Annotated in this window: 25 protein-coding genes and 4 pseudogenes; 18 read left to right on the forward strand and 11 right to left on the reverse strand. The window is 64.9% G+C overall.

Features of this window, described 5'->3' with window-relative positions:
• Positions 1 to 24: 24 nt before the first annotated feature.
• A pseudogene (locus NW75_RS11840) lies at positions 25 to 235 on the reverse strand (hypothetical protein).
• Positions 236 to 416: 181 nt separating this feature from the next.
• Here NW75_RS11840 and NW75_RS11845 point away from each other — a divergent pair.
• A complete protein-coding gene (locus NW75_RS11845; protein ID WP_033965429.1) occupies positions 417 to 599 on the forward strand; it encodes a hypothetical protein in 183 nt (60 codons plus the stop codon).
• A gap of 1 nt (position 600) precedes the next feature.
• Here NW75_RS11845 and NW75_RS11850 read toward each other — a convergent pair whose 3' ends face one another.
• Positions 601 to 1,236 carry a S24 family peptidase gene (locus NW75_RS11850; protein WP_231565164.1) on the reverse strand — a complete coding sequence of 212 codons (636 nt, stop codon included), beginning with the start codon at positions 1,234 to 1,236 and terminating at the stop codon, positions 601 to 603.
• A gap of 71 nt (positions 1,237 to 1,307) precedes the next feature.
• Here NW75_RS11850 and NW75_RS11855 point away from each other — a divergent pair, with 71 nt between their 5' ends.
• The 6 genes and pseudogenes from NW75_RS11855 (at position 1,308) to dcd (ending at position 4,139) form a co-directional block, all read left to right on the forward strand.
• Positions 1,308 to 1,490: a hypothetical protein gene (locus tag NW75_RS11855; protein WP_033965450.1), complete on the forward strand. Its 183-nt coding sequence runs from the start codon at positions 1,308 to 1,310 to the stop codon at positions 1,488 to 1,490.
• A complete protein-coding gene (locus tag NW75_RS11860) occupies positions 1,487 to 1,798 on the forward strand; it encodes a hypothetical protein (protein ID WP_033965431.1) in 312 nt (103 codons plus the stop codon). The genes NW75_RS11855 and NW75_RS11860 overlap by 4 nt, the downstream gene beginning before the upstream one ends.
• A gap of 57 nt (positions 1,799 to 1,855) precedes the next feature.
• Positions 1,856 to 2,336: pseudogene (locus NW75_RS11865) on the forward strand (UPF0262 family protein).
• 10 nt (positions 2,337 to 2,346) lie between these two features.
• On the forward strand, positions 2,347 to 3,030 hold the full coding sequence (locus NW75_RS11870) for a GH25 family lysozyme (RefSeq protein WP_033965432.1): 684 nt from the start codon (positions 2,347 to 2,349) through the stop codon (positions 3,028 to 3,030).
• A complete protein-coding gene (locus tag NW75_RS11875) occupies positions 3,027 to 3,491 on the forward strand; it encodes a cytidine deaminase (protein ID WP_033965433.1) in 465 nt (154 codons plus the stop codon). Before NW75_RS11870 ends, NW75_RS11875 begins: the two co-directional genes overlap by 4 nt.
• A 93-nt stretch (positions 3,492 to 3,584) precedes the next feature.
• On the forward strand, positions 3,585 to 4,139 hold the full coding sequence (dcd, locus tag NW75_RS11880) for a dCTP deaminase (protein ID WP_010407963.1): 555 nt from the start codon (positions 3,585 to 3,587) through the stop codon (positions 4,137 to 4,139).
• A 288-nt stretch (positions 4,140 to 4,427) separates the two neighbouring features.
• Here the strand turns inward: dcd and NW75_RS11885 are convergent, their stop codons facing one another.
• The 4 genes from NW75_RS11885 to NW75_RS11900 all read right to left on the reverse strand — a co-directional run bounded on the left by NW75_RS11885 (position 4,428) and on the right by NW75_RS11900 (position 6,984).
• On the reverse strand, positions 4,428 to 4,856 hold the full coding sequence (locus NW75_RS11885) for an ExbD/TolR family protein (protein WP_010407958.1): 429 nt from the start codon (positions 4,854 to 4,856) through the stop codon (positions 4,428 to 4,430).
• 30 nt (positions 4,857 to 4,886) lie between these two features.
• Positions 4,887 to 5,369 carry an ExbD/TolR family protein gene (locus tag NW75_RS11890; RefSeq protein ID WP_033965434.1) on the reverse strand — a complete coding sequence of 161 codons (483 nt, stop codon included), beginning with the start codon at positions 5,367 to 5,369 and terminating at the stop codon, positions 4,887 to 4,889.
• 95 nt (positions 5,370 to 5,464) lie between these two features.
• Positions 5,465 to 6,250 carry a MotA/TolQ/ExbB proton channel family protein gene (locus tag NW75_RS11895; RefSeq protein WP_033965435.1) on the reverse strand — a complete coding sequence of 262 codons (786 nt, stop codon included), beginning with the start codon at positions 6,248 to 6,250 and terminating at the stop codon, positions 5,465 to 5,467.
• Positions 6,251 to 6,315: 65 nt separating this feature from the next.
• Entirely contained in the window at positions 6,316 to 6,984 is a 669-nt protein-coding gene (locus NW75_RS11900; RefSeq protein WP_033965436.1) for an energy transducer TonB, read from the reverse strand.
• A gap of 222 nt (positions 6,985 to 7,206) precedes the next feature.
• Between NW75_RS11900 and NW75_RS11905 the strand changes: the two genes are divergently transcribed.
• On the forward strand, positions 7,207 to 7,815 hold the full coding sequence (locus NW75_RS11905) for a hypothetical protein (protein WP_331386120.1): 609 nt from the start codon (positions 7,207 to 7,209) through the stop codon (positions 7,813 to 7,815).
• A gap of 44 nt (positions 7,816 to 7,859) precedes the next feature.
• A complete protein-coding gene (locus NW75_RS27785; RefSeq protein WP_331386122.1) occupies positions 7,860 to 8,057 on the forward strand; it encodes a hypothetical protein in 198 nt (65 codons plus the stop codon).
• Here the strand turns inward: NW75_RS27785 and NW75_RS11910 are convergent.
• The 3 genes from NW75_RS11910 to NW75_RS11920 form a co-directional block, all read right to left on the reverse strand.
• Complete coding sequence (locus tag NW75_RS11910; protein WP_033965437.1) at positions 8,054 to 8,392, reverse strand: Rossmann fold domain-containing protein; 339 nt, start codon at positions 8,390 to 8,392, stop codon at positions 8,054 to 8,056. The two genes, NW75_RS27785 and NW75_RS11910, sit on opposite strands and share 4 nt — an antisense overlap.
• Complete coding sequence (locus tag NW75_RS11915) at positions 8,389 to 8,760, reverse strand: dihydroneopterin aldolase (protein WP_033965438.1); 372 nt, start codon at positions 8,758 to 8,760, stop codon at positions 8,389 to 8,391. Before NW75_RS11915 ends, NW75_RS11910 begins: the two co-directional genes overlap by 4 nt.
• Positions 8,761 to 8,821: 61 nt before the next feature.
• Positions 8,822 to 9,454, reverse strand: coding sequence for a glutathione S-transferase family protein (locus NW75_RS11920; RefSeq protein WP_033965451.1), 633 nt, complete (start codon positions 9,452 to 9,454; stop codon positions 8,822 to 8,824).
• Between the two features lie 110 nt (positions 9,455 to 9,564).
• Between NW75_RS11920 and NW75_RS11925 the strand changes: the two genes are divergently transcribed.
• From NW75_RS11925 to NW75_RS11940, 4 genes are read left to right on the forward strand one after another with little or no spacing between them, the layout of a single operon-like run.
• Positions 9,565 to 10,077 (forward strand): GNAT family N-acetyltransferase, encoded by a 513-nt coding sequence (locus NW75_RS11925; protein ID WP_033965439.1) that lies wholly within the window; start codon positions 9,565 to 9,567, stop codon positions 10,075 to 10,077.
• Between the two features lie 42 nt (positions 10,078 to 10,119).
• Positions 10,120 to 10,686, forward strand: a complete 567-nt coding sequence (locus NW75_RS11930) for a DUF1285 domain-containing protein (RefSeq protein ID WP_033965440.1) — start codon at positions 10,120 to 10,122, stop codon at positions 10,684 to 10,686.
• Entirely contained in the window at positions 10,683 to 11,279 is a 597-nt protein-coding gene (locus tag NW75_RS11935; protein ID WP_033965441.1) for a CoA pyrophosphatase, read from the forward strand. Before NW75_RS11930 ends, NW75_RS11935 begins: the two co-directional genes overlap by 4 nt.
• Positions 11,267 to 12,490 carry a CCA tRNA nucleotidyltransferase gene (locus NW75_RS11940; RefSeq protein WP_033965442.1) on the forward strand — a complete coding sequence of 408 codons (1,224 nt, stop codon included), beginning with the start codon at positions 11,267 to 11,269 and terminating at the stop codon, positions 12,488 to 12,490. The genes NW75_RS11935 and NW75_RS11940 overlap by 13 nt, the downstream gene beginning before the upstream one ends.
• Here NW75_RS11940 and NW75_RS11945 read toward each other — a convergent pair.
• Together NW75_RS11945 and parC are read right to left on the reverse strand one after the other, a co-directional pair.
• Positions 12,460 to 14,175 (reverse strand): putative bifunctional diguanylate cyclase/phosphodiesterase, encoded by a 1,716-nt coding sequence (locus NW75_RS11945; protein WP_081988748.1) that lies wholly within the window; start codon positions 14,173 to 14,175, stop codon positions 12,460 to 12,462. The genes NW75_RS11940 and NW75_RS11945 overlap by 31 nt on opposite strands.
• Positions 14,176 to 14,268: 93 nt before the next feature.
• Positions 14,269 to 16,514: pseudogene (gene parC, locus NW75_RS11950) on the reverse strand (DNA topoisomerase IV subunit A).
• Between the two features lie 66 nt (positions 16,515 to 16,580).
• Between parC and NW75_RS11955 the strand changes: the two are divergent.
• From NW75_RS11955 to NW75_RS11975, 5 genes and pseudogenes are all read left to right on the forward strand, one after another.
• Complete coding sequence (locus NW75_RS11955; protein WP_231565165.1) at positions 16,581 to 17,486, forward strand: alpha/beta hydrolase; 906 nt, start codon at positions 16,581 to 16,583, stop codon at positions 17,484 to 17,486.
• On the forward strand, positions 17,483 to 18,697 hold the full coding sequence (kynU, locus tag NW75_RS11960; protein WP_033965443.1) for a kynureninase: 1,215 nt from the start codon (positions 17,483 to 17,485) through the stop codon (positions 18,695 to 18,697). Before NW75_RS11955 ends, kynU begins: the two co-directional genes overlap by 4 nt.
• Positions 18,698 to 18,755: 58 nt before the next feature.
• Positions 18,756 to 19,676, forward strand: coding sequence for a hypothetical protein (locus NW75_RS11965; protein WP_137902641.1), 921 nt, complete (start codon positions 18,756 to 18,758; stop codon positions 19,674 to 19,676).
• A gap of 147 nt (positions 19,677 to 19,823) precedes the next feature.
• A pseudogene (gene purC, locus NW75_RS11970) lies at positions 19,824 to 20,602 on the forward strand (phosphoribosylaminoimidazolesuccinocarboxamide synthase).
• A 4-nt stretch (positions 20,603 to 20,606) separates the two neighbouring features.
• Positions 20,607 to 21,263 (forward strand): hypothetical protein, encoded by a 657-nt coding sequence (locus NW75_RS11975; protein WP_197057799.1) that lies wholly within the window; start codon positions 20,607 to 20,609, stop codon positions 21,261 to 21,263.
• The last annotated feature ends 67 nt before the right edge of the window (positions 21,264 to 21,330 follow it).

Raw genomic sequence — 21,330 nt, forward strand, 5'->3', positions numbered from 1 at the left:
CTTAGTCGCCGATTTGGCCGCCGCTCAATGAACCGTGCCGACCGCACGGTCGGCCGAAAGCAACACGATCAGCCGCTCGATCTGCCGCCATCGACAAAGTGCAGATAATTGCCGAGGTCGCGACTGCGGTCGCGCGCGCCGCCGCCTCCAGCGCCGCCTCATCGCCAAATATCGTGATCAAATCGGTCGCATCGACGAAAGCGGCGCGGTCCGCGAGGTAAGGCAAGCAGGTCATCAACTCTCCGCGCAAATTTCTGGCCCGCAAGCGTGCAAACATCGAGGAAACACGCCCCGTGCCAGTTTCGCGAAAACGCGGCAATTCGGCCCCCATCAGGGTTAACGCGATCCACCAGACCGCACAATTCTCTCACGATGGGACGCTGGCGTCCTGCACCGGGACATGGCAAAGCGCCCGCATGGCACGCTCCCCCTCTCCCCGGACGCCGCTCGCGGGCGGTTTTTTGATCGCGATCGGTGCGATGGCAGGTGCCGGGATCGGGTTGTTCTCGCCGATCGGGCCGACGCGGGGCTTCCTGGTCGGGATTGCGCTGGGCGGTGCGCTGTCGCTCGCCCTGTGGCTTGTCGACCGACGCAAATAGCTCAACGCAACGTCCGCGACAGCCACACGACGCGACCGATCACGTCCACCGACGTCGAACGGATCGGAGGATAAACGGGATTGTCGCTGGAGATAACAAAGCCTTCAGCCACTTTCGCGACACGCTTGACCAACAGCACACCATCCCGCCGGAGCACGAAGATCGCCGGGCTCTCGCTGACCCGCGTATCGCGTTCGTCGATCACGATCTGATCGCCATCGGCAATCGTTGGCACCATCGAATCCCCACGCGCCCGCAACATCGCCGTACTGGCCGGGCGCAGCCGCAAATCGTCGAGCAAGCGGGGGTCGAGCAGCATGTCCGCCTCGCCCGGATCATCGTTCGCGATCGCCCCCGGCCCAGCCGACACCTCGACGTCCAGCCGTCGGATCGTCGCCATCGGCGTTGACGGCGGACCACCCAGTTCGGCCGCATCCACCCGGAAATAGGCCGCGAGCAGCGCACGGTCGCGCTCCGCCAGATCGCGCGGCGTCCCCCTTCGCACATATTGCTGCAGATAGGCATCGTTACGCCGCAGCATCCGCGACAGCGCGGCATAGCTCGCCGTGTCGGCATCGATCAGCGCCGCCAACCGCGCCCGGGGATCGCCTCGCTCCATAGCCGACACGATAGCCATAGGAAATTTCCTAGACAAGTTGGAAAATGGAACAGATCGTGAACTTCGGCGCGAATCACGGGAGATTGGACATGTCGGTGCTGCAAAAAATCGATCGCTATCTGAAGGCTACGGCAATGCCACCGACCAAGTTCGGACGGCTCGCAGTGCGGGACCCGCGGCTTGTCCACGACCTGCGGCGCGGTCGCGAACCCGGCCCGCGCATGGTACGCCGGATCGAGGCCTTCCTCGCCGAACAGCAGGCGCGACCATGAGCCGCGGCCCCGATGCCGCCACGCTGCTCCGCCGGGCGCTGGAACGCGATGCTCGCACGCAAGGATGTGCCATCACGATCGGCACCGTGCACAGCACACGCTGGGCCAGCGCGACCTTCGTCGGTGCGCAACATCGGTTGACGCTGGATGCGCCCGATGATGCTGCGCTGGCGCACTGGCTCGGTGCATTGGCCGAAGCCGAACTGACGCTGCGCGGACATCTTGTCGCCGATGCCACGGTAACCGCGCTCGCGCGGCACGGCGAATGCGCCGAGGCGACGATCGAAGTGCTGACGGTCGAGGCCTGACGCTTCGACCGGGCGCGATGGATTGTCGCGCGCGCGCCGCCCGGCTACGGCTGCGCCATGTCCGACCCGCGCATCATTGCCGTAACCCTTGACGAGCGCACCATCTGTGGCGCTCGGCCGATATCGAACAGGAACGGCGGATCGCGATCTTCGACCTGATCGAGGGCAACCATTTTGCGCCGCAAAAGGCGTATCCCGACGCTATGCCGGCCCGTACAAGATCGATCTGACGGTCGAGGAAGGACGGCTCGGCATCGGCATCCACCGCGAGGATGGCACCCATCTCGAAACCTACATCCTCGGCATGGGGCGCTTCCGTCGCCCGATCAAAGATTATTTCGCGATTTGCGACAGTTACTATCAGGCGATCCGCAACGCCACGCCCGCCCAGATCGAAACGGTCGATATGGCCCGGCGCGGCGTCCACAATGACGCCGCCGCGTTGCTGAAAGAGCGGCTGGAGGGCAAGATCGACATCGATTTCGATACGGCCCGTCGGCTGTTCACGCTGATTTGCGTCCTGCACATCAAGGGGTAAAGCGGGCAGCATGGGGCGTTGGAAAAAGCGGATCGGCCTGGCCGGTGCCGTCATCATCACCATTGGCATAGCGTATGCGGCGGGCTGGACCTGGATGCACCATTGGCGGCCGTCCGACAAATACCCCTTTCAGGGCGTGGATATCGCCGAGGCGAACGGAACGATCGATTGGTGGGCGGTGAAGCGCGCAGGGGCCGATTTCGCCTATGTCCGCGCGACCAGCGGTGCCGACAAGCGCGATACGCGTTTTCTGGAAAACTGGACTGGCCTTTATGAAACCGGGCTGCGGCGCGGTGCCAGCCATCTTTATTCGATCTGCCGCCTCGCCACCGACCAGGCCAATCTGTTCAACACCACCGTGCCGCGCGACGAAAACGCCCTGCCTGCGGCACTGGAACTCGATTTCGCGGCGGATTGTCCCACGCGCCCAGCGGGGCCGATCGTACTCGACGAGCTGCGCCGCTACATCACGATGGTCGAATCGCACACCGGCAAGCCGGTGCTGCTCAAGGTCAGCAAAGCGTTTGACGCGGCCTACGGCGTGACATTGGCAATCCCGCGTCCCGTCTGGGCGGTGCAGGATTTCTTTCCGCCCGATTATCCAGCAAGGCGTTGGCGGATGTGGCAGGCAAACGGCACGCGGCGCATCGACGGCGTCGACGGACCGATCCATTGGGACGTAGTAGCACCATGACCGAAGACAGCACCCGCGACACGCTGATCGCCGCCGCACGCGCCGCCGCGCGCAATGCGCATGCCCCCTATTCGCGCTTCGCCGTCGGTGCGGCAGTGCTGCTGACGGACGGACGGATCGTGACCGGGGCCAATTTCGAAAACGCCAGCTATGGCCTGTCGCTGTGCGCCGAGACGGTGGCACTCGCCACCGTCAACAGCGGCGGCGACTTGCGCCAGGTGGTGGCCATAGGTGTCATCGGCGGGGCGATGGACGCGGATGGCCGCCCGACCGGCAACGCCCCAGTGGGCCCCTGCGGGCGCTGCCGCCAGGTCATCAACGAAGCCGCCGATATGGCCGGGCGCGATATCCTCGTATGGTGCGGTGCGGCCGAGGGCGATGCGGTCGAGCGGCGTACCATTTCCGAATTGCTGCCACACGCCTTCGGGCCAAAGGATCTGGGCTTGGGCGCTGCTGAATAGCCGCGCGAGACGAACACGGCAGCCCCTTGCCCGCACCGCTATTTCCGGCGAAACGCGGGGACCGAAGACCGACACCATAGGGGAATCATTCGCATGTCGATCATGTCCGACCGCTGGATCCGCGAGCAAGCGCTCGCCACCGGCATGATCGAGCCGTTCGTCGACGGGCAGAAGCGTGAAGGCTGCATCAGCTACGGCCTGTCCTCCTACGGCTATGACGCGCGCGTCTCCGACGAGTTCAAGATCTTCACCAACATCGACAGCGTCATCGTCGATCCCAAGGATTTTGCGGCGAACAGCTTCGTCGACCGCAAGACCGACGTTTGCATCATCCCGCCCAACAGCTTCGCGCTCGCACGCACGGTCGAATATTTCCGCATCCCGCGCGACGTGCTGGTGATTTGCCTCGGCAAATCGACCTATGCACGCTGCGGCATCATCGTGAATGTCACCCCGCTGGAACCCGGCTGGGAGGGGCATGTGACACTGGAATTTTCCAACACCACCCCCCTGCCCGCCAAAATCTACGCCAATGAGGGCGCGTGCCAGTTCCTGTTCCTCGAAGGCAATGAGCCGTGCGAAACCAGCTACGCCGACCGTGCGGGCAAATATATGGGCCAGCGCGGGGTAACGTTGCCGCGGCTGTAAGCGGGCCAAAGTCGACGGAACGCCCCTCCTGCGAAAGGGGGGAATATCAGAATCCGCTCTTCAGAGCTGAGTTGCTGTTCCGCGAACGACCGCCGTCCGTTCGTTTCGAGCGAAGTCGAGAAACCTAGCACAGCGCGTGGCGCTGTTTCTCGACTTCGCTCGAAACGAACGGGCAAAGCATGGTCTTCCCGCTCCTGCGGAGCGTCCATCCAATACCCAGCAAACACCGCGCACAAAAAAGGCGGCCCCGAAGGACCGCCCTGATTGTGCATCGACAGATCGCGACGATCAGAAGTCGTTACGATATTGCTCGTTGCCGATGAAGCCGAGCTTCGACACGTTCGAGCGCTTGATGATCGCCAGAACCTTGTCGACCTTTTCATACTTCGCTGCCGGGTCCGGCTGGAAGTGCAGCTCGGGCTCGGGGTTGAGCTGGGTCGTCTGCACCAGATATTGCTGCAGCGTCGCCTCGTCGGTCGGCGCGCCGTTCCACAGGATCACGCCGTCCGGCTGGATGACGATCTTGTTCTTTTGTGGGTCGACGTCAGGCTTCTTCGCGGATGGATCATTGATCGGAAGATCGACCTTCACCGCGTGCGTCTGGATCGGAATGGTGATGATGAACATGATGAGCAACACGAGCATGACGTCAATCAGCGGCGTCGTGTTCATGTCCATCATGGGCTCGCCTTCGGCGCCGCCACTGCTGATTGCCATGTCAAATACTCCTTGGTGCTACCGCACGCATTACGCCGACGGGCCACCCGTGGGGGGCGGTTCCGAGATGAAGCCGACCTTGGCAAAACCAGCCGATTGCATCGTGTAGATCGCGCCACCGATGCAGCGATACGGCGTGTCCACGTCACCGCGAATATGTGCCTCGGGCAGATCTTCGGTCGTCAGATTCTGAGCGCCGCCAGCCTTTTTGACAATCTCTTCGAGCTTGTCGGTCGCGCGCTTGAGCAGCTCTTCGTGCGTAACCCGCGTCAAACCCCAATAGATGGCGCACTTGCCGTCGCTATCCTTGGTGATCGAGAGCGAGACGTTCTCGGGCTTGGTCACGGTCGGGTCGTACCGCACGTCCGGCAGCTTCAGCTTGACCGACTGCACGATCGCCGGAACCGTGATGAGGAAGATGATGAGCAACACCAGCATGACGTCGACGAGCGGCGTCGTATTGATGTCGGACATCGGGGCGTCATCGCCGCCGCCACCTGTACTAATCGCCATGAAAGGCCATCCTATTCGTATCGGTCAGGCCACCCGATCGAGCCGGGCGGCGAAAGAAACGGGGCCGCCGCTGGGAGCGGCCCCGTTCGGTACTCTTAGACGCGGGTCTGCACGCCGCCAGCCTGGCCAGCCGTGGTCGTGGCAGGCTTCGGCGCAGTTGCGGTCGGAGCCTTCTTGCCGGGAGCGGCCGGACGAACCGCACCGTTCGAGGCGAGATAGCCGAGCACGTCGGTCGAGAAGGCGCTCAGGTGCTCCGCAATCGCCTTGTTACGGCGCTGCAGGAAGTTGAAGGCGAGCACGGCCGGAACCGCGACGACCAGACCGAAGGCGGTCATGATCAGCGATTCACCGACCGGACCTGCGACCTTGTCGATCGATGCCTGGCCAGCCTGGCCGATGCCGATTAGCGCGCGGTAAATACCGAGCACCGTACCGAACAGACCAACGAACGGTGCGGTTGCGCCGACGGTTGCGAGGAAGGCCAGACCGCCACCGAGCTGCGAGTTGATCGCCGCTTCCGAGCGCGAGAGCGAGCCGTGCAGCCAGTCATGCGCTTCAACCGGATCGGTCAGGCGCGAATGCTGTTCCTGCGCTTCGATGCCGTCGTCGACGATCTGCTTGTAAGCCGAGTTCTTCTCGAGCTTGGCAGCGCCTTCGCGCAGCGAGTTGGCATTCCAGAAGGTCGCGCGGACGCGACGGCCCTGGTTGATGATCTTCTGCTGTTCGAACAGCTTGGTGAACAGGATGTAGAGCGTGAAGAACAGGAAGATGGTCAGGATTGCTGCCGTCGTCCAGGTGACAGGGCCGCCCTGCTTCATCGCGTTCATGAAGCCGAAATTGTCAGCAGCCGATGCACCGGCAGCGAGAATGGTGGTGGACATTGCGAAGACTTCCTTCTCGAAAAATGCCCGTGCGCCTCACCCCGGAGGACGCACGGGTGGATGGTTTATTGAGGCAAGCGCCAAACAATGTTACGCGAAGACGACGAGCGGATCGGATTGCCCGCGGTGTCCTGGGCAGGCGTATAACGCCCACGCCGCGTAATGTTCGAGCAAGCAGCGCGGTCGAGCGAAGCGTTACCGCTCGACGCGACCACAACGCAGTTCTCGACACGACCAGCGGTATTGATTTCCCACTTGATCTTGCTGGTGCCCTGCGCCTCGGCGCTCAGTGCGTCCGAAGGATAGTCATCCGTCGTAACCCATTGCGACGGGTCGCCCTTGGCACCGGCGGCCTTGCTGATGGTCGGAGCCGGCGGCGCGGCAACCGGAACCGGGGCCGGCGCAGCGGCGCGCGGCGTAATCACCAACGCGGGCGGCGGAACGGCAACCGAGACCACAGGAGGGGGCGGAGCCGTAACGCGCACGATCGGCGGCGGCGACACGACCGGCGGGGTCTGAAGCTGCGGCTGCTCGGGCGGCGGGGGCGGCGGTTTGTCGGGTGGCGGCGGCGGTGGTTCGACGACGTCGAACGTGTTCAGCTTTTCGGTAACCTTCTTGATGTATTTGAAGGTCAGACCGTTCACGAAACCCCACGCGAACAGCGCGACAATGATCGACACGATCACGATCGAAACCACGCGGCTGCCACTCGTATTGCGATCAGCGTAAGCCATTCAGAAACGAAACTCCTCTTTTCCGGTCACGACGGTCCAAGCCGATCCGTAACGTCCGCTCGTTATTCCGGCCTGCCATGGGCTAATATATCCTGGACAGGCCCAACCTCTATCGCGCCGAAAACAACGACGCAAACGCTTTGTCTCACGCAACAAACGTACAACCGCCGCATGGCAGAATTATTTCTGTATAAAAATTGCTTCCTCGGATACCCGTTGGGAATGCCAAAGTTCCCAAAAATCGCCCTGACCGCCGCAATTGTCGGACTTTCCGCCCCATCCGCCGTTGCGGCGCAACATGCTCCGATAGCTACGGAAAGCACCGCGCCATCGCCCGCTTATGCCGATTATGCAGATCTCGTCGTCGCGGCTCCGGTCATCGTCGATGCGACCGTTCGCAGCACCGTCCGGCTCAAGCCGACCGATTCGGCAGGCCTCCCGCCCAGTATGGCGCGCCTTTATGTGGAAGCCGACGTCTCGGCACTGATTCGCGGCACCGATGCCATGCCCGCGCGACTTGGCTATACGCTGGACGTGCCGCTCGACGCCCATGGCCGCGCGCCGCAATATCGCAAGAGCCGGGTGTTGCTCTTCGCCCGCGCCGTGCCCGACCAGGTCGGGCAGATCCAGCTCATCCGCCCCGACGCCCAGCGCGGATGGTCGGCGGCTGGCGATGCGTTGACGCGGCGAATCGTGCGCGAAACGCTCGCCCCCGACGCACCGCCGACGGTGACGGGCATCGCTAACGCCTTTCACACGCCGGGTGATCTGCCGGTTCGGGGGAAACGCAAATCTTCCTGTCGACGGCGGACAACCGCCCGATTTCGCTGACGATCGAGCGAAAGGCGGGCGAAGCGCCACGCTGGTCGGTCGCCTTGAGCGAAGTGGTGGATGCCGCCGCGCCGCCGCCGCCGCGCGACACGCTGTTATGGTATCGGCTGGCGTGCAGCTTGCCCGCGACCTTGCCCGACGCGGTGCTGCACTCGTCCGGCGACGATGCGACGGTCGCCCGCGAGGATTATGCCTTGGTCATCACCGCGCTCGGGGCCTGCGATCGCGGCGGACGCTCCTAATCGCGTGCGCCGATACGCAACACCTGGCCAGTCGAAGATGTCGCCGCTGCCAGAAAGAGCGCGGCGGCGAGGACATCGTCCGCACACGCGCCATCAGCGAGATCGAGCGCGGCCACGCGCATAGTTGGTGCGGCGTCGATCGCGATCGGGCCAATGCCTGCGATCAGCAATGCCCGGTCCAATTTTGGGACGGTTTCGGCAATGATGAGCAACGCCAATCCGCTATCAGCCCGCGAATCGGATACCGTATGCCGGAGTTCGGCCAGCGCAGCGGCATCGGCGGCGATCACGACGCGCGCCTGCCCTGCCAACGCCGCGGCCACCGCCTGCGTCACCGGCGGTTCCGCACCAGCGTAATTCCGATCGATTCGCCCGCCTCGGCGATGGCCAGCTTGACGATCGACACCTCGACCCGCGTTACACGCGCATCTTGCAGGAACAGCGTTTCGCAAATGTGCTCGGCGACCGCCTCGACCAGCGTGAAATGCACCCCGGTCGGCAGGGCGGTGGTCGCGGCATGTTTCAGATCGAGATAGTTTTTCGAGGCTGACAGCGGCGTATCGGGATCGAAACGATCGGGCACCTGCAAATCCACCGTCAGCGAAATGCGCAGCGGTTGCGGCAGATGCGTCTCCTCCGAATAGATGCCGGTCAGCACCATCACTTCGAGATCGTGGACGTTCAGCGTCAGGCGGTCGGTCAAATCTTGCCCTTCTTGTCGATATGGGCGCGCGCCATAGCAGATCGCGGGCGCAGGGGAACCGTCACGCGGCGGCGCTGCTCCGGGCGGATGCGGCGGCGTGCCAGCGGTGCAGATGGACGAAGCCCTCCGGCACCGTCAGTCGCGCGGCCTTGGCGAAATCGATCGTGACCAGCGCCGAGATATCGGCGAAGCTGTAGCCGTCGGTGGCGATCCAAGCGCGCCCGGCGAGATGGGCATCGAGTGTTGCGGTAAACGCCGCCCACAAAATACCGCCGCGTTCGGCCAGTTCGGGAATTTGCGGGATGGCGGGCCACTTGCCCGCAACACCCCGATCGCGAAACGCCTCGCGCTGGTTGCGCAGGACATAAACCGCCGCAGCATAGCCTTCCTGCTCGATCCGCCGCGTCCACGATTCGATCCGCGCAATGTCCAGCGCGCTTTCGCCGAACAGCGACGGTGCTGGCTGCAGCGCCTCGAAATACCGGCAAATCGCCGACGATTCGCACAGCACCTCGCCGGAATCGAGTTCGAGCGCCGGCACCACCCCGCGCGGATTGATCCGCAGAAAGGCCTCGCCCAAATGTTCATCGCAGCGCAGATCGACCGGCACGCGGTCAACCTCGATTCCCTTTTCCGCCAGATAGATGCGAACGCGTCGCGGGCTTGGTGCCCAGGCGGCATCATAAAGTTTCACGAAGACTCTCCCCATTCGCCTTGCGTTCAGCGCGGTGGAGGCTAAAGCGCGCGGCCCCTTCGGTCTATGGGCCCGTTCCAGCGGGACACCGAGGGGACGAGGAAATCGCCGTGATCGAATATGTGCCGATTGCCGATGTTGCGCCCGCTGCGGTCGAGGGATTGCTCGACCGTGCCTTCGGCGCGAACCGACAGGAGCGCACCGCCTATCGCATTCGCGCAGGGATGGAGGCGATTCCGGCCCTGAGCTTCGCAGCGCTCGACGATGGCGCGTTGGTCGGCACGATCCAATGCTGGCCGATTCGCTTTGTCGGGGATGACGGGCGCGACGTGGCGATGGTGCAGCTTGGCCCGGTCGCGGTCGAACCCGGGCGGCAGCAAGGCGGCATCGGGCGCGCGCTCACCGCGCAAGCGCTTGCGGCGGCGGAGGGTGCTGGCCTGGCGGATGCAATCACGCTGATCGGCGATCCCGAATATTATGGCCGCTTCTTCGGTTTCGATGCCGCGCGCACGGCGGAATGGCGCGTGCCCGGCCCGGTCGAGCGGCATCGTCTGCTCGCGCGCGGCGACAAAGTGCCGAGCGGGGCGGGCCTGCTCGCGCCACGGATCGTCGCGCTGGCCTGACGCGGGTTTACGCAACGACCCGCCTGCCCTACCGCCGCTGACATGCCGATGGAGCCGATCCCCGATCTCGCCGCTTTGTCGCTCGCCGACATTGCGCGCCTTGCCGAAGCGCGCAAATTGCCGCCGGTCGAGCGCTGGAATCCCACGCATTGCGGCGACAGCGAAATGCGCATCGCGCGTGATGGCACCTGGTTCCATCAGGGCTCTCCGATCGGGCGAGAGGCGATGGTGCGGCTGTTCTCGACGATCCTCCGGCGCGAAGCCGATGGCGGCTATGTTCTGGTCACCCCGGTCGAGAAGCTCGACATCGTGGTCGAGGATGCGCCGTTCGTTGCGGTGGAAATGAAGGTGTCGGGCGAAGGCAAAGTGGCGACGCTCACCTTCCGGCTCAATACCGGCGATCTGGTCACCGCCGATGCCGATCATGCGCTACGTTTCGAGCCGCGCGAGGATGGTCCGCGCCCCTATCTGCACGTGCGTGCCGGGCTCGACGCGGTGGTGGCGCGCACAGTTTATTACGAGTTGGCGCAACGGGCGATCGACGGTGGCGACGTGCCGCCCGGCGTGTGGAGCGCAGGCGCATTCTTCCCGTTGGAGCCCTCCGCATGACGCTCGTGTCCCGTTTGCAGCAGGCGCTCGCCAATGGCCATGCCGATACGGTGCTGTTGACCGGCGACCATGTCGATCCCGATGCGATCGTCACCGCGCTGACGCAGGCCGCGGTGCTGATCCCGGTCACCGATCGCGCCGAACCGGGAGTGATCCTGACGCGGCGCACCGACACGCTGTCGCGCCATGCCGGGCAGATTGCCTTTCCCGGCGGCCGGATCGATCCGGGCGATGCCGGGCCGGTTGCGGCGGCCTTGCGCGAAGCAGAGGAAGAAATTGCCTTGCCGCGCACGCACGTCCGCATCGTCGGCGAAGCGGACCGCTACCGCACCGTCACCGGGTTCGAGGTGACGCCGGTGATCGGCGTAGTGCCGCCCGATCTGGCGTTCATCCCCGCCGCCGCTGAAGTCGCCGAAGTGTTCGAGGTCCCGCTCGGTTTCCTGCTCGACTCGGGCAACCACATCGAGGCGAGCGTCGAGTGGCAGGGCCGCAACCGCCATTATTATGAAATTTTCTGGGGGGACCATCGCATCTGGGGCGCCACCGCCGCGATGATCGTCAACCTCTCCCGGCGGCTGCGATGGACGGCCTGACGCTGCCCGACGCTCCGTGGCGGCAGCGCGCGGGGCTGGCCGAATTATGCGCGGTGCTCGGGACTGCGCGTGGCGACGCGCGCTTCGTCGGCGGCGCGGTGCGCGATTCGCTGCTCGGGCTGGACGTCGCCGATGTCGATCTGGCCACGCGCCACCCGCCCGAGGATGTGATCGACCTGCTCGCCCGCGCGCGGATTCGCGCAGTGCCGATGGGTCTTGCCCATGGCACGATCACGGCGGTGCTGGCGGATGGCTCTCCGGTCGAGGTCACCACGCTGCGCAGCGACGTTGCAACCGACGGACGCCACGCCACCGTCGCCTTTACCGATGATTGGCGGGAGGATGCCGCGCGGCGCGATTTCACGATCAACGCGCTCTATGCCGATCCGCAAACGGGCGAGATCTTCGATTATTTCGGCGGCCTTGCCGATCTGGCGGCGCACCGCGTGCGCTTCATCGGCGATCCGTTGCAGCGCATCGCCGAAGATCATCTGCGCATCCTGCGCTTCTTCCGCTTCCACGCGCGCTTTGGCGATATGCCGGATGCGGCGGGGCTGGACGCCTGCACTGCGCGCGCCAACGATTTGATGGCGCTGTCCCGCGAACGGATCGCGGCGGAGCTGCTCAAGCTGCTGGTCGCCCCCAATGCGGTGGCGACACTGCGGCTGATGGTCGAGCGCGGCATCTTCCGCCCGGTCCTGCCCGAAATCACCGCCGAGGGTGTCGAGGCCTTTGCCGACGTTGCGGGCAGCGAAACGCTGGCGGGCCTCACCCCCGATCCGATCCGTCGCCTCGCCGCTATGCTGCCGCGCGATGCGAAGGTCGGCGAGGATGTCGCCGCACGGTTGAAACTCTCGAACGCGCAGCGCAAACGCATCGTCTCGGCGCTCACGCCCGATCTCGCCGCCCCGCAGGCGCTCTCCTATCGCCTGGGCCGGGAAGGCGCGATCGACCGCGTGCTGCTGCATATCCCGGCGGCGATGGAGCGTGTGCTGGCGGTGCGCCAGATTCTCGATTGGGTTGCGCCGACCTTCCCCGTCAACGGCGGAGCGCTGGTCGCGCGCGGAGTCGACAAGGGGCCCGATGTCGCGCGGTTGCTCAAGCTGGTCGAACATCAGTGGATCGCCGAGGATTTCCCCTCAGCCGAGCGCGCCAATGCCATTGCCGACGCCGCCGTCGCTCAATTCCTGAGCGATTCCAGCATCGCATAGGCGGCTTCCGCCTCCAGCGGGCGGGCATAGAGATAGCCCTGTCCGTAGGTGCACCCCAACGCCGCCAGCGTTTGCGACAGCTCGTTGGTCTCGATTCCCTCGGCGGTGGTCTTCATGCCGAGCGCCTGTGCGAGCGACAGAATCGCGCGCACGATCGCGATCTTGTCGCGATCGGCGAGCATCCCCGTCACGAAGCTGCGGTCGATCTTGAGGATGTCGATCGGCAGTTTCTGAAGATAGGCGAGGTTGGAATAGCCGGTGCCGAAATCGTCCATCGCGATGGTGGTGCCGAGCGCCTTCAGCGCGTGCATGATGCCGGCCATGCGGTCCGGGTCGGTCACCAGCGCGCTTTCGGTCAGTTCCAGCGTAAAGCGCGATCCGTCCAGGCCGTAGGCGGCAAGCGCCGACTGTACGACCGGCGCGATCGCATCGCGCTGCAACTGGATAGCGGACAGGTTGACCGCGAGCTTGACCCCGCAATCGCCCCCCATCCGCGCATCCCACTGCGCCAGCGTCGCCGCCGCTTCCTGGATCGCCCAGCGACCCAGCGGAACGATCAGCCCCGATTCTTCGGCCACGGGGATGAAATCATTGGGCGAATACTCAACTCCCGCTTCATCGCGCCAGCGCGCCAGCGATTCGAACGACACCAGTCGCCCGGTCGCGAGATCGCAGATCGGTTGATAGGTCAGCCGCATCTGCCCGCGCTCGATCGCGCGGCGCAGCGCGGTTTCCATGCCGAATTGCTCGCGCGCAATGTCGAACGCCTGCGTCTGATACGCCTCGGTCTTGCCCGTGCCCTTCGAGCGTTTTACCGCAAACTGGGCGTGCCGGATCAACTCCTCGCCATCGTCGATCGCCGCCGTGCCGAACGCGATACCGATCGAGCAGGCGACACGAATTTCGAAATCGGACAGGCGGAAGGGGGTGGAAAGCGCTCCCTGGATGCGCTTGGCGACGTGGTCGGCGTCGCTTGGGCCATCCTCCAACGTCAACAGAATCCCGAATTCGTCACCGCCGGTGCGCGCCAGCACGTCCTGCGCGCGCAAGGCCCCCTTCAAGCGCCGGGCAACCGTGATCAGCAACTCGTCCCCGGCCATCGATCCCAGGCAGGCATTTACGCGGCTGAAACGGTCGAGATCGACGACCAGCACCGCATAGTCGGTGCGCGACGCCGGATCGTCCAATAACGTCTCGAGTCGATCGCTGAAACCGGCCCTGTTGGGCAGGCCGGTCAGGCTGTCGGTCAGCATTTCCCGACGCAAATTGTGTTCGGTGCGCAGCTCGGCGGTCTGATCGACCAGAATCAAGACACACCGCTGATCGGCGTTGCGCGCCAGCCGCGCCAACGTTGCCTGATAATAATGGCAATCGACGGCGTCGCCATATTCGACCTGGAACTCCGCGCGCAGCGAATCGCCCCTGATAAACGCCTCGATTCGTCCCTCGATTTGCCCGACCAGCGAGCGCCGACGATCGCCAATGCCAAGACCCGCCATTTCATAGGCACGATTGACCGCTATGACCGCGATGCCGATGTCCTGCAGCGACAGCATCGCTGCGGGGATGGGAAGCAACTCAATCACCCGCGAGGCGAGCATGAGCGATGGCGCGTCAGCATTATCCTGCGTCAGCGCATCCGCCGCAGTTGAGAGGGCCAAAACAGGGTGCGGAACGAGCGCCATTGCCGTGACGGTAGCGTCAAATCGTTAAGAACCCGCTCAACCTTCCGATTTTTCAGTACGTTGGTGAAATGACACCGTTGGCATTTGCGCCCGCTAGAAGCGGTTATCGCGGGGGAATCCATTGGGTGGCATTCGGCCGGCAGCACCGCGCGCGGCACGCCACGGCGCAAGATCGGTTTCGGTACGGATGCGGCCGCTCTCGCCGCCCATTGGCCAGCTCAATCCTTCGGCAAAACGAAGGCGATCGCGTCGGATAGCCCTCCATCCCGGAAGCGCATCAGCTGCACCCCCTGCCCGCGCGCCATCTCTGCCAGCTCGGACAGCGGAAACACCAGCAAGCGCCGATTATCGCCTATTGCAGCGATATAATCCGCCTCGGGCGCAACCGGGCGGACGACCTTGAGCTTGGCCCCGATCCGCGGCGTCACCACGGTCTTGCCCTTGCGCGTCTCCGCGAGGATGTCGGCGGTGCGGACGATGAAGCCGCGACCGTCACTCGCCGCGACCAGCAGCTTCTCCGAAATGCCGGCGCGGAAGATCCCTACGATCCCGATTTCACCATCGAGATCGATCATCAACCGCACCGGCTCGCCAAAGCCGCGCCCGCCGGGCAATTTGTCGGCCGCCAGCGTGTAAAATCGCCCGTTTTCGGCCGCGACGATGATCTTGTCGGTGGTATGCGCGGTGAAATCGAACAGCGCCGCATCGCCTTCCTTGAACTTCACCGCCGCAACTCCTGCGGCATCGACATGCCCCTTCATCGCGCGGATCCAGCCGCGCTGCGACAGGATCACGGTAATCGGCTCGCGCTCGATCATCGCCTCGAGCGGGATATCACGCGCCGGGGCCGCCTCGGCGACGGTGGTGCGGCGCTTGCCGAGCTTGGTCTCGGGGCCATAGCGCTCGCGCAATTTGGTGAAGTCGCGCTTCAGCCGCGTGCGCTGCCGCGCCTCGCTGCCGAGCAGTGCCTCCAGCCCGGCCCGCTCCGCTTCCAGCGTGTCGCGCTCCTTGCGCAACTCCATTTCCTCCAGCCGCCGCAAGCTGCGCAGCCGCATGTTGAGGATCGCCTCGGCCTGGCGCTCGTTCAGCTCGAACTCGGCCATCATCACCGGCTTGGGCTCATCCTCGGTGCGGATGATCTCGATCACGCGGTCGAGGTTGAGATAGGCGACGATATAGCCGTGCAGCAGCTCGATCCGGTCGGCGATCTTGGACAGGCGATGCGTGGTGCGCCGTTGCAGCACGATGAACTGATGCGCCACCCATTCCTGCAACGCCTGGCGCAGGCTCATCACGCGCGGGGTGCGGTTGGCGTCGAGCACGTTGAGGTTGAGGCTGAAGCGGACTTCCAGGTCCGACATCTTGAACAGGCTTTCCATCAGCATATCGGCCTCGACCGTGCGACTGCGCGGTTCGATGACGATGCGGATTTCCGAATCCGATTCGTCGCGGATGTCGGCCAGGATCGGCAGCTTCTTGTCGTTGACGATCGCCGCGATCTGCTCGATCAATTTGCCCTTCTGGATGCCGTAGGGGATTTCGGTGACGATCGCGTTCCAGGTGCCGCGCCCCTGATCCTCGACATGCCAGCGCGCGCGCACGCGGAAGCCGCCGCGACCTGTAGCATAGGCCTCGGCAATCGACGCCGGGCTGTCGACGACCAACCCACCGGTCGGGAAATCGGGGCCCTTGATATGCTCCAGCAGCGCCGCATCCTCGGCGTGCGGATTGTCGATCAGCAGGATCGCCGCGTCGAACAGTTCGGCGGCGTTGTGCGGCGGGATGCTGGTGGCCATGCCAACCGCGATTCCCGCCGCACCGTTTGCGAGCAGGTTCGGGAAAGCTCCAGGGAAAAGCTCGGGCTCCTGCTCTTCATTATTATAGGTGGGTTTGAAGCCGACGGCGTCTTCGTCGAGCCCTTCCATCAAATCCATGGCGACTTGCGTCAGCCGCGCCTCGGTATAGCGGAAGGCAGCGGCGTTATCGCCGTCGATATTGCCGAAATTCCCCTGCCCCTCAACCAGCGGATAGCGCACCGAAAAATCCTGCGCGAGCCGGACCATCGCGTCATAGACCGAGGAATCGCCATGCGGATGATATTTGCCGATCACTTCGCCAACGACGCGCGCCGATTTCTTATAGGCGGTGTTCGGGTCCATCCGCAGTTGGCGCATCGCCCACAACAACCGGCGGTGCACCGGTTTCATGCCGTCGCGCACGTCGGGTAGCGAACGCGCGGTGATCGTCGACAGGGCATAGACCAGATAGCGGTCGCTGAGCGCGCTATCGAAGGGTGAGTCCACGATGGCCTGGAAGGGATCGGTCAAATCGGTCGGCATAGCTCCGCGATAGCAGCCGCATTCGCAGGTGGCGAGATGGTCGCGTGGCGATTACACCCTGCGGACATGATCCGGTTGCTCTCGCTTGCCCTTCTCACTTTGCCCGCAGGTGCCATGCCCGATACTCCGCGCACGCCCGAACCGCCCTTGCTCAGCTGGCCCGACTTGACCGGACGGGCACAGCCGAAGCCCGATGCGACGATCGCCTATGGTACGGATGCACTGCAAAAGGTGGACGTGTGGCTCCCCGCAGGGGTCGGCCGCCATCCCGTCGTGCTGATGGTGCATGGCGGCTGCTGGACCACCAGCATCGCCGACCGCAGCCTGATGAACTGGATCGCCGACGATCTTCGCAAAAGCGGGATCGCGGTGTGGAATATCGAATATCGCGGGGTGGATCGTCCGGGCGGGGGCTATCCCGGAACCTTTCTCGATGCCGCGACCGCCGCCGACGCGCTCGCGTCCCACGCCGAGCGCTTTCATCTCGACACTACCCATATCGTCGCGGTCGGCCATTCGGCCGGCGGACACCTGGCGCTGTGGCTGGCCGGACGGTCGCGCTTGCCCAAGGACAGCCCCTTGTACAGCGCCCACCCGATCAAGATCAGCCATGTCGTAAGCCTCGGCGGGTTGCCCGATCTCGAAGCGACCGCCGCCAGCCCCGACAATGGGTGTGGCACGGACGTCGTGTCGCACCTGGTCGGCAAGCCCGGCACCCGCAGCGATGTTTATGCCGATACCTCGGTGCCGCGCCTACTGCCGCTCGGCGTGCCGCAGGATTTGGTGAACGGACGGGCCGACGCGATCATTCCGCTGCGCCTCGGCACCGGCTATGTCGATCAGGCCCGCGCCAAGGGCGACCGCGCCGCGCTGCACATTGTGGAGCGTACCGGCCATGTCGAACTGATCGCGCCGGAGACGGCGGCCTGGGCGCAAGCTAAGGCGCTGATCCGCAGCGCGCTGGCCCAATGACGCGCGACGAAGCGCGCGCGCGCGACGCCGCCGATCCGCTGCGCGGCTATCGCGACCGGTTCGCGCTGCCCGAGGGCGTGATCTATCTCGACGGCAATTCGCTTGGCCCCTTGCCCAGCGACACCGCGCCCGCGCTCGCCGACATGGCCGGGCGGCAATGGGGCGAGCGGCTGATCCGCAGCTGGAACGAAGGCTGGATCGACGCCCCGCAGCGCATTGGCGGCAAGATCGCGGCGCTGATCGGGGCCGAGCCCGACGAAGTGATCGTCGCCGATTCCACCTCGGTCAACCTGTTCAAGCTGCTCGTCGCCGCGCTTCGCCACGATCCCGCGCGCCGCACCATCGTTAGCGAAACCGGCAATTTCCCGACCGACCTGCACATCGCCGAGGGCGCGGTCGGCTGCGTGGCCGGTGCCCGGCTGAACGCGGTTGCGCGGGGCGCGCTCAGCGGTGCGATCGACGGCGACACTGCGGTCGTCCTGCTCACCCATGTCCATTACAAAACCGCCGAGCGCTTCGACATGGCGTCGTGGACCGCCGCTGCCCATGCCGCCGGGGCGCTGACACTATGGGACCTTAGCCACAGCGTCGGCGCGGTCCCGGTCGATCTCAACGCGGCCGGAGCCGATCTCGCGGTGGGCTGCGGGTATAAATATCTCAATGGCGGCCCCGGTGCCCCGGCATTCCTGTTCGTCGCGCGACGCTTGCAGGAACGCTTGGCAAGCCCGCTATCGGGTTGGATGGGCCATGCCGCGCCGTTCGATTTTACCGATGCCTATCAACCGGCCAGCGGCATGAAACGCTGGTTGGCGGGCACCCCTTCGATGCTGGGGATGGCGGGGCTGGAGGCGGGAGTCGACCTGTGGCGCGACGTCGATCAACAGGCGGTGGCGAAGAAGAGCGCGGCGCTGTTCGACCAATTCGCCGCCATCGGTGCGCGCCTGAACCTCGAATGCGTCAGCCCCGCCGATCCCGAACGGCGCGGCAGCCATATTTCGTTCCGCCATCCCCAGGCCTATGCGCTGTGCCAGGCGCTGATCGCGCGCGGCGTGATCGGCGACTTTCGCGACCCCGACATTGTGCGCTTTGGCCTGACTCCGCTCTACCTCGGATTCGAGGACGTATGGCGCGCCGGAGCGATCCTCGGGGACATCCTGGCAAGCGGCGCGCACCATGACCCAGCCTTCGCACAACGCAATGCGGTGACCTGACCCAGCGTGCCCTGCGGGTCCAAAACTGCTATGCGGTCGCGGGCATTGGGGGTGGACGATGCGATTCGCTAGGCTTCTCGCAGGATTACTGTTGCTTGGCGGATGCGATGGGGTCTCCGCACCCGGCGGCCCGGGATCGACCGCATCTGGTAAAGCCGCCGCGCTGCCCGCGCCCGACGGCGGGTTCGACTATCGCTACGCCTTCCGCCTGCCTGCCAGCCGGATCGAATCGGTGCAGGAAAGCCACGCGCGCGGTTGCGATCAGCTCGGCCCGGCGCGGTGCCGGATTACGGCGATGCGCTATACGGTCGGTACCGATAACGAGATCGCCGCCGCCCTCACGATGACGCTCGACCCAACGGTGGCGCGTGCCTTTGGCAAGGCCGCTGCGCAGACGGTGAACGCCGCGCACGGCACGATGACCGACGCCACCATCGCCGGGACCGACGCGGCCAACGGGAGCGGACGCGGCGGAGTCGTGCTGGCGCGCCTGCGCGACGCCCTGGCCAATGCCGAATCCGGCGCTCGCGGCGCGACCGCCCCCGAACAGAAGGGACTGGCCATCGCCAAGGTCGATCGATTGCGCAGCGCGATCGCAACGATCGGCGATGTCGATCAGGGGGCCGCTGGTGCCACCGCGAGCGTGCCGGTGCTGTTCCAATACAGCTCCAACGGCGGAATCCCGGGAATCGGGGCGTCGCCCGCCGCGACCTTTGAAAGCGCTGGCGACACCTTTCTGGCGTCGCTCGCCGGGCTGCTGGTGGTGCTGGCTGGGATCGGGCCGTGGCTGGCGTTGCTGCTTGGCGGCGCGTTGCTGCTCCGCTGGATTTTGGCGCGAACCGAGGGCGCTGCCGCCCCCGTCCTGCCCCCGGCCCCGCGACAGGACGACGGTGGACACACCGGCATCGTCCAGCGTTGGTTCCACCACGAAACACCGAAAGCGCACGAGACCCGCGAGGAACACGAACCGGTTGCGTAACGGGCGAAGCGCCGCGCCCTGCGCCCAAGCTGATTGCACCGCCGCCGCGCATTCGATATAGCGGAACCCTTACCGCCCCGGCCCGCGTTCCCCGCGTCGCCGGGGCCTATCGTTTTCAGCTTTTGGTTTTTAGGGGTATCCGCGCACATGGCACGCCGCCGCCAGATCTACGAAGCAAGGCCAAGATCCTCTATGAGGGGCCTGAGCCAGGGACGCTGATCCAGTATTTCAAGGATGACGCAACCGCCTTCAACGCCCAGAAAAAGGGCACGATCAGCGGCAAGGGCGTGCTCAACAACCGGATTTCCGAGCATATCTTCACCCTGCTCGGGCTGATCGGCGTACCGACGCACTTCATCCGCCGCCTCAACATGCGCGAGCAGTTGATCCGCCAGGTCGAGATCATCCCGATCGAAGTGGTGGTCCGCAATGTCGCCGCCGGATCGATTTCGACTCGACTCGGCATTGAGGAAGGCACCCAGCTTCCCCGCACGATCATCGAATATTATTATAAGGACGATGCGCTCGGCGATCCGATGATCACCGACGAGCATATCGCCGCGTTCGGCTGGGCCGGGCAGGAAGAGATGCACGACATTGCCGACCTGGCGATTCGCATCAACGATTTCCTGTGCGGGCTGTTCGCCGGGATCGGCATTCGCCTGGTCGATTTCAAACTCGAATTCGGGCGGGTGTGGGACAATGATTATCCGCGCATCCTGCTCGCCGACGAAATCAGCCCCGATGGCTGCCGCCTGTGGGACATGACCACCAACGAGAAACTCGACAAGGATCGCTTCCGTCGCGATCTCGGCGGTGAAGTCGAGGCGTATCAGGAAGTTGCGCGCCGTCTCGGGCTGCTGCCCGAAGGGGCCGACAATGCCGTGCTCGATCTCGAAAAGCATCGGCTGAGCAAGGGCAAATAAGCACATGGCGGGGTGGCGGCAGCTTCGGGCCGCCGCCCCGGCGGCTGTGTGGCCCTATGCGGCACTGACCGTCGTCTATCTGCTGAGCGTGCTGCGCGTGGTCGGGTGGGCAGGCCTCACCGACCCCGCCGCGCTGTACTGGCATGATTGGCAGGACCAGTCGCTCTACGTGCGCTCGGCGACCGCGCTTGCGACCGGCGATCTGGCCCCGAGCCAGCATTATTACCCGCTGCTCTATCCGTTGCTCGGCCTGCCCTTCCTGCAGCTGTGGCCGAGCCAGCCGTTTTTCTTCGTCAATCTGGCTTGCTATCTACTGGCCTTTGGCGGCTTTCGCAGCGTGGCGCGCAGTTTTGGCGTGCCGCTATGGGGGGCCGTGCTGCTCTTCGCCGCGACGACGCTCCCCCAATTCGACATTGCCAAAGTGTGGATCGAGCCGTGGACGAGCACACCGGCGGCGGCGCTGTTGTGGCTGGCATTGGGGGCGATGGCGCGGCTGTGGGATCAGACGTCGTCCTTCGACGCCCCCCTCTCCCTTCCCCGGCCCTTCCTACTTCCCCGACGCAGGCCGGGGCCCAGTCGCGAGCCGGTTATAGGCTCGGACAGCGCTTCCTTACGATCCACGCCGCAATTGGGCCCCGGCCTGCGCCGGGGGAAGCGTTGAAGAAAAGCGCGCACAGGGCGGATCTCGCTGGCCCGCGAGCATCCTCGGCCTGGCGCTCGGCCTGATC

This window comes from Sphingomonas sp. Ant H11 (assembly GCF_000797515.1).
In the GTDB taxonomy this organism is placed as follows: domain Bacteria; phylum Pseudomonadota; class Alphaproteobacteria; order Sphingomonadales; family Sphingomonadaceae; genus Sphingomonas.

What these genes read in the sequence shown, in the direction of transcription:
- NW75_RS11845 (WP_033965429.1), top strand. Translation starts at nt 417, where the DNA reads ATGGCACGCTCCCCCTCTCCCCGGACGCCGCTCGCGGGCGGTTTTTTG.
- NW75_RS11850 (WP_231565164.1), bottom strand. Translation starts at nt 1,236, where the DNA reads ATGGCTATCGTGTCGGCTATGGAGCGAGGCGATCCCCGGGCGCGGTTG.
- NW75_RS11855 (WP_033965450.1), top strand. Translation starts at nt 1,308, where the DNA reads ATGTCGGTGCTGCAAAAAATCGATCGCTATCTGAAGGCTACGGCAATG.
- NW75_RS11860 (WP_033965431.1), top strand. Translation starts at nt 1,487, where the DNA reads ATGAGCCGCGGCCCCGATGCCGCCACGCTGCTCCGCCGGGCGCTGGAA.
- NW75_RS11870 (WP_033965432.1), top strand. Translation starts at nt 2,347, where the DNA reads ATGGGGCGTTGGAAAAAGCGGATCGGCCTGGCCGGTGCCGTCATCATC.
- NW75_RS11875 (WP_033965433.1), top strand. Translation starts at nt 3,027, where the DNA reads ATGACCGAAGACAGCACCCGCGACACGCTGATCGCCGCCGCACGCGCC.
- dcd (WP_010407963.1), top strand. Translation starts at nt 3,585, where the DNA reads ATGTCGATCATGTCCGACCGCTGGATCCGCGAGCAAGCGCTCGCCACC.
- NW75_RS11885 (WP_010407958.1), bottom strand. Translation starts at nt 4,856, where the DNA reads ATGGCAATCAGCAGTGGCGGCGCCGAAGGCGAGCCCATGATGGACATG.
- NW75_RS11890 (WP_033965434.1), bottom strand. Translation starts at nt 5,369, where the DNA reads ATGGCGATTAGTACAGGTGGCGGCGGCGATGACGCCCCGATGTCCGAC.
- NW75_RS11895 (WP_033965435.1), bottom strand. Translation starts at nt 6,250, where the DNA reads ATGTCCACCACCATTCTCGCTGCCGGTGCATCGGCTGCTGACAATTTC.
- NW75_RS11900 (WP_033965436.1), bottom strand. Translation starts at nt 6,984, where the DNA reads ATGGCTTACGCTGATCGCAATACGAGTGGCAGCCGCGTGGTTTCGATC.
- NW75_RS11905 (WP_331386120.1), top strand. Translation starts at nt 7,207, where the DNA reads ATGCCAAAGTTCCCAAAAATCGCCCTGACCGCCGCAATTGTCGGACTT.
- NW75_RS11930 (WP_033965440.1), top strand. Translation starts at nt 10,120, where the DNA reads ATGCCGATGGAGCCGATCCCCGATCTCGCCGCTTTGTCGCTCGCCGAC.
- NW75_RS11935 (WP_033965441.1), top strand. Translation starts at nt 10,683, where the DNA reads ATGACGCTCGTGTCCCGTTTGCAGCAGGCGCTCGCCAATGGCCATGCC.
- NW75_RS11940 (WP_033965442.1), top strand. Translation starts at nt 11,267, where the DNA reads ATGGACGGCCTGACGCTGCCCGACGCTCCGTGGCGGCAGCGCGCGGGG.
- NW75_RS11945 (WP_081988748.1), bottom strand. Translation starts at nt 14,175, where the DNA reads ATGGCGCTCGTTCCGCACCCTGTTTTGGCCCTCTCAACTGCGGCGGAT.
- NW75_RS11955 (WP_231565165.1), top strand. Translation starts at nt 16,581, where the DNA reads ATGATCCGGTTGCTCTCGCTTGCCCTTCTCACTTTGCCCGCAGGTGCC.
- kynU (WP_033965443.1), top strand. Translation starts at nt 17,483, where the DNA reads ATGACGCGCGACGAAGCGCGCGCGCGCGACGCCGCCGATCCGCTGCGC.
- NW75_RS11965 (WP_137902641.1), top strand. Translation starts at nt 18,756, where the DNA reads ATGCGATTCGCTAGGCTTCTCGCAGGATTACTGTTGCTTGGCGGATGC.
- NW75_RS11975 (WP_197057799.1), top strand. Translation starts at nt 20,607, where the DNA reads ATGGCGGGGTGGCGGCAGCTTCGGGCCGCCGCCCCGGCGGCTGTGTGG.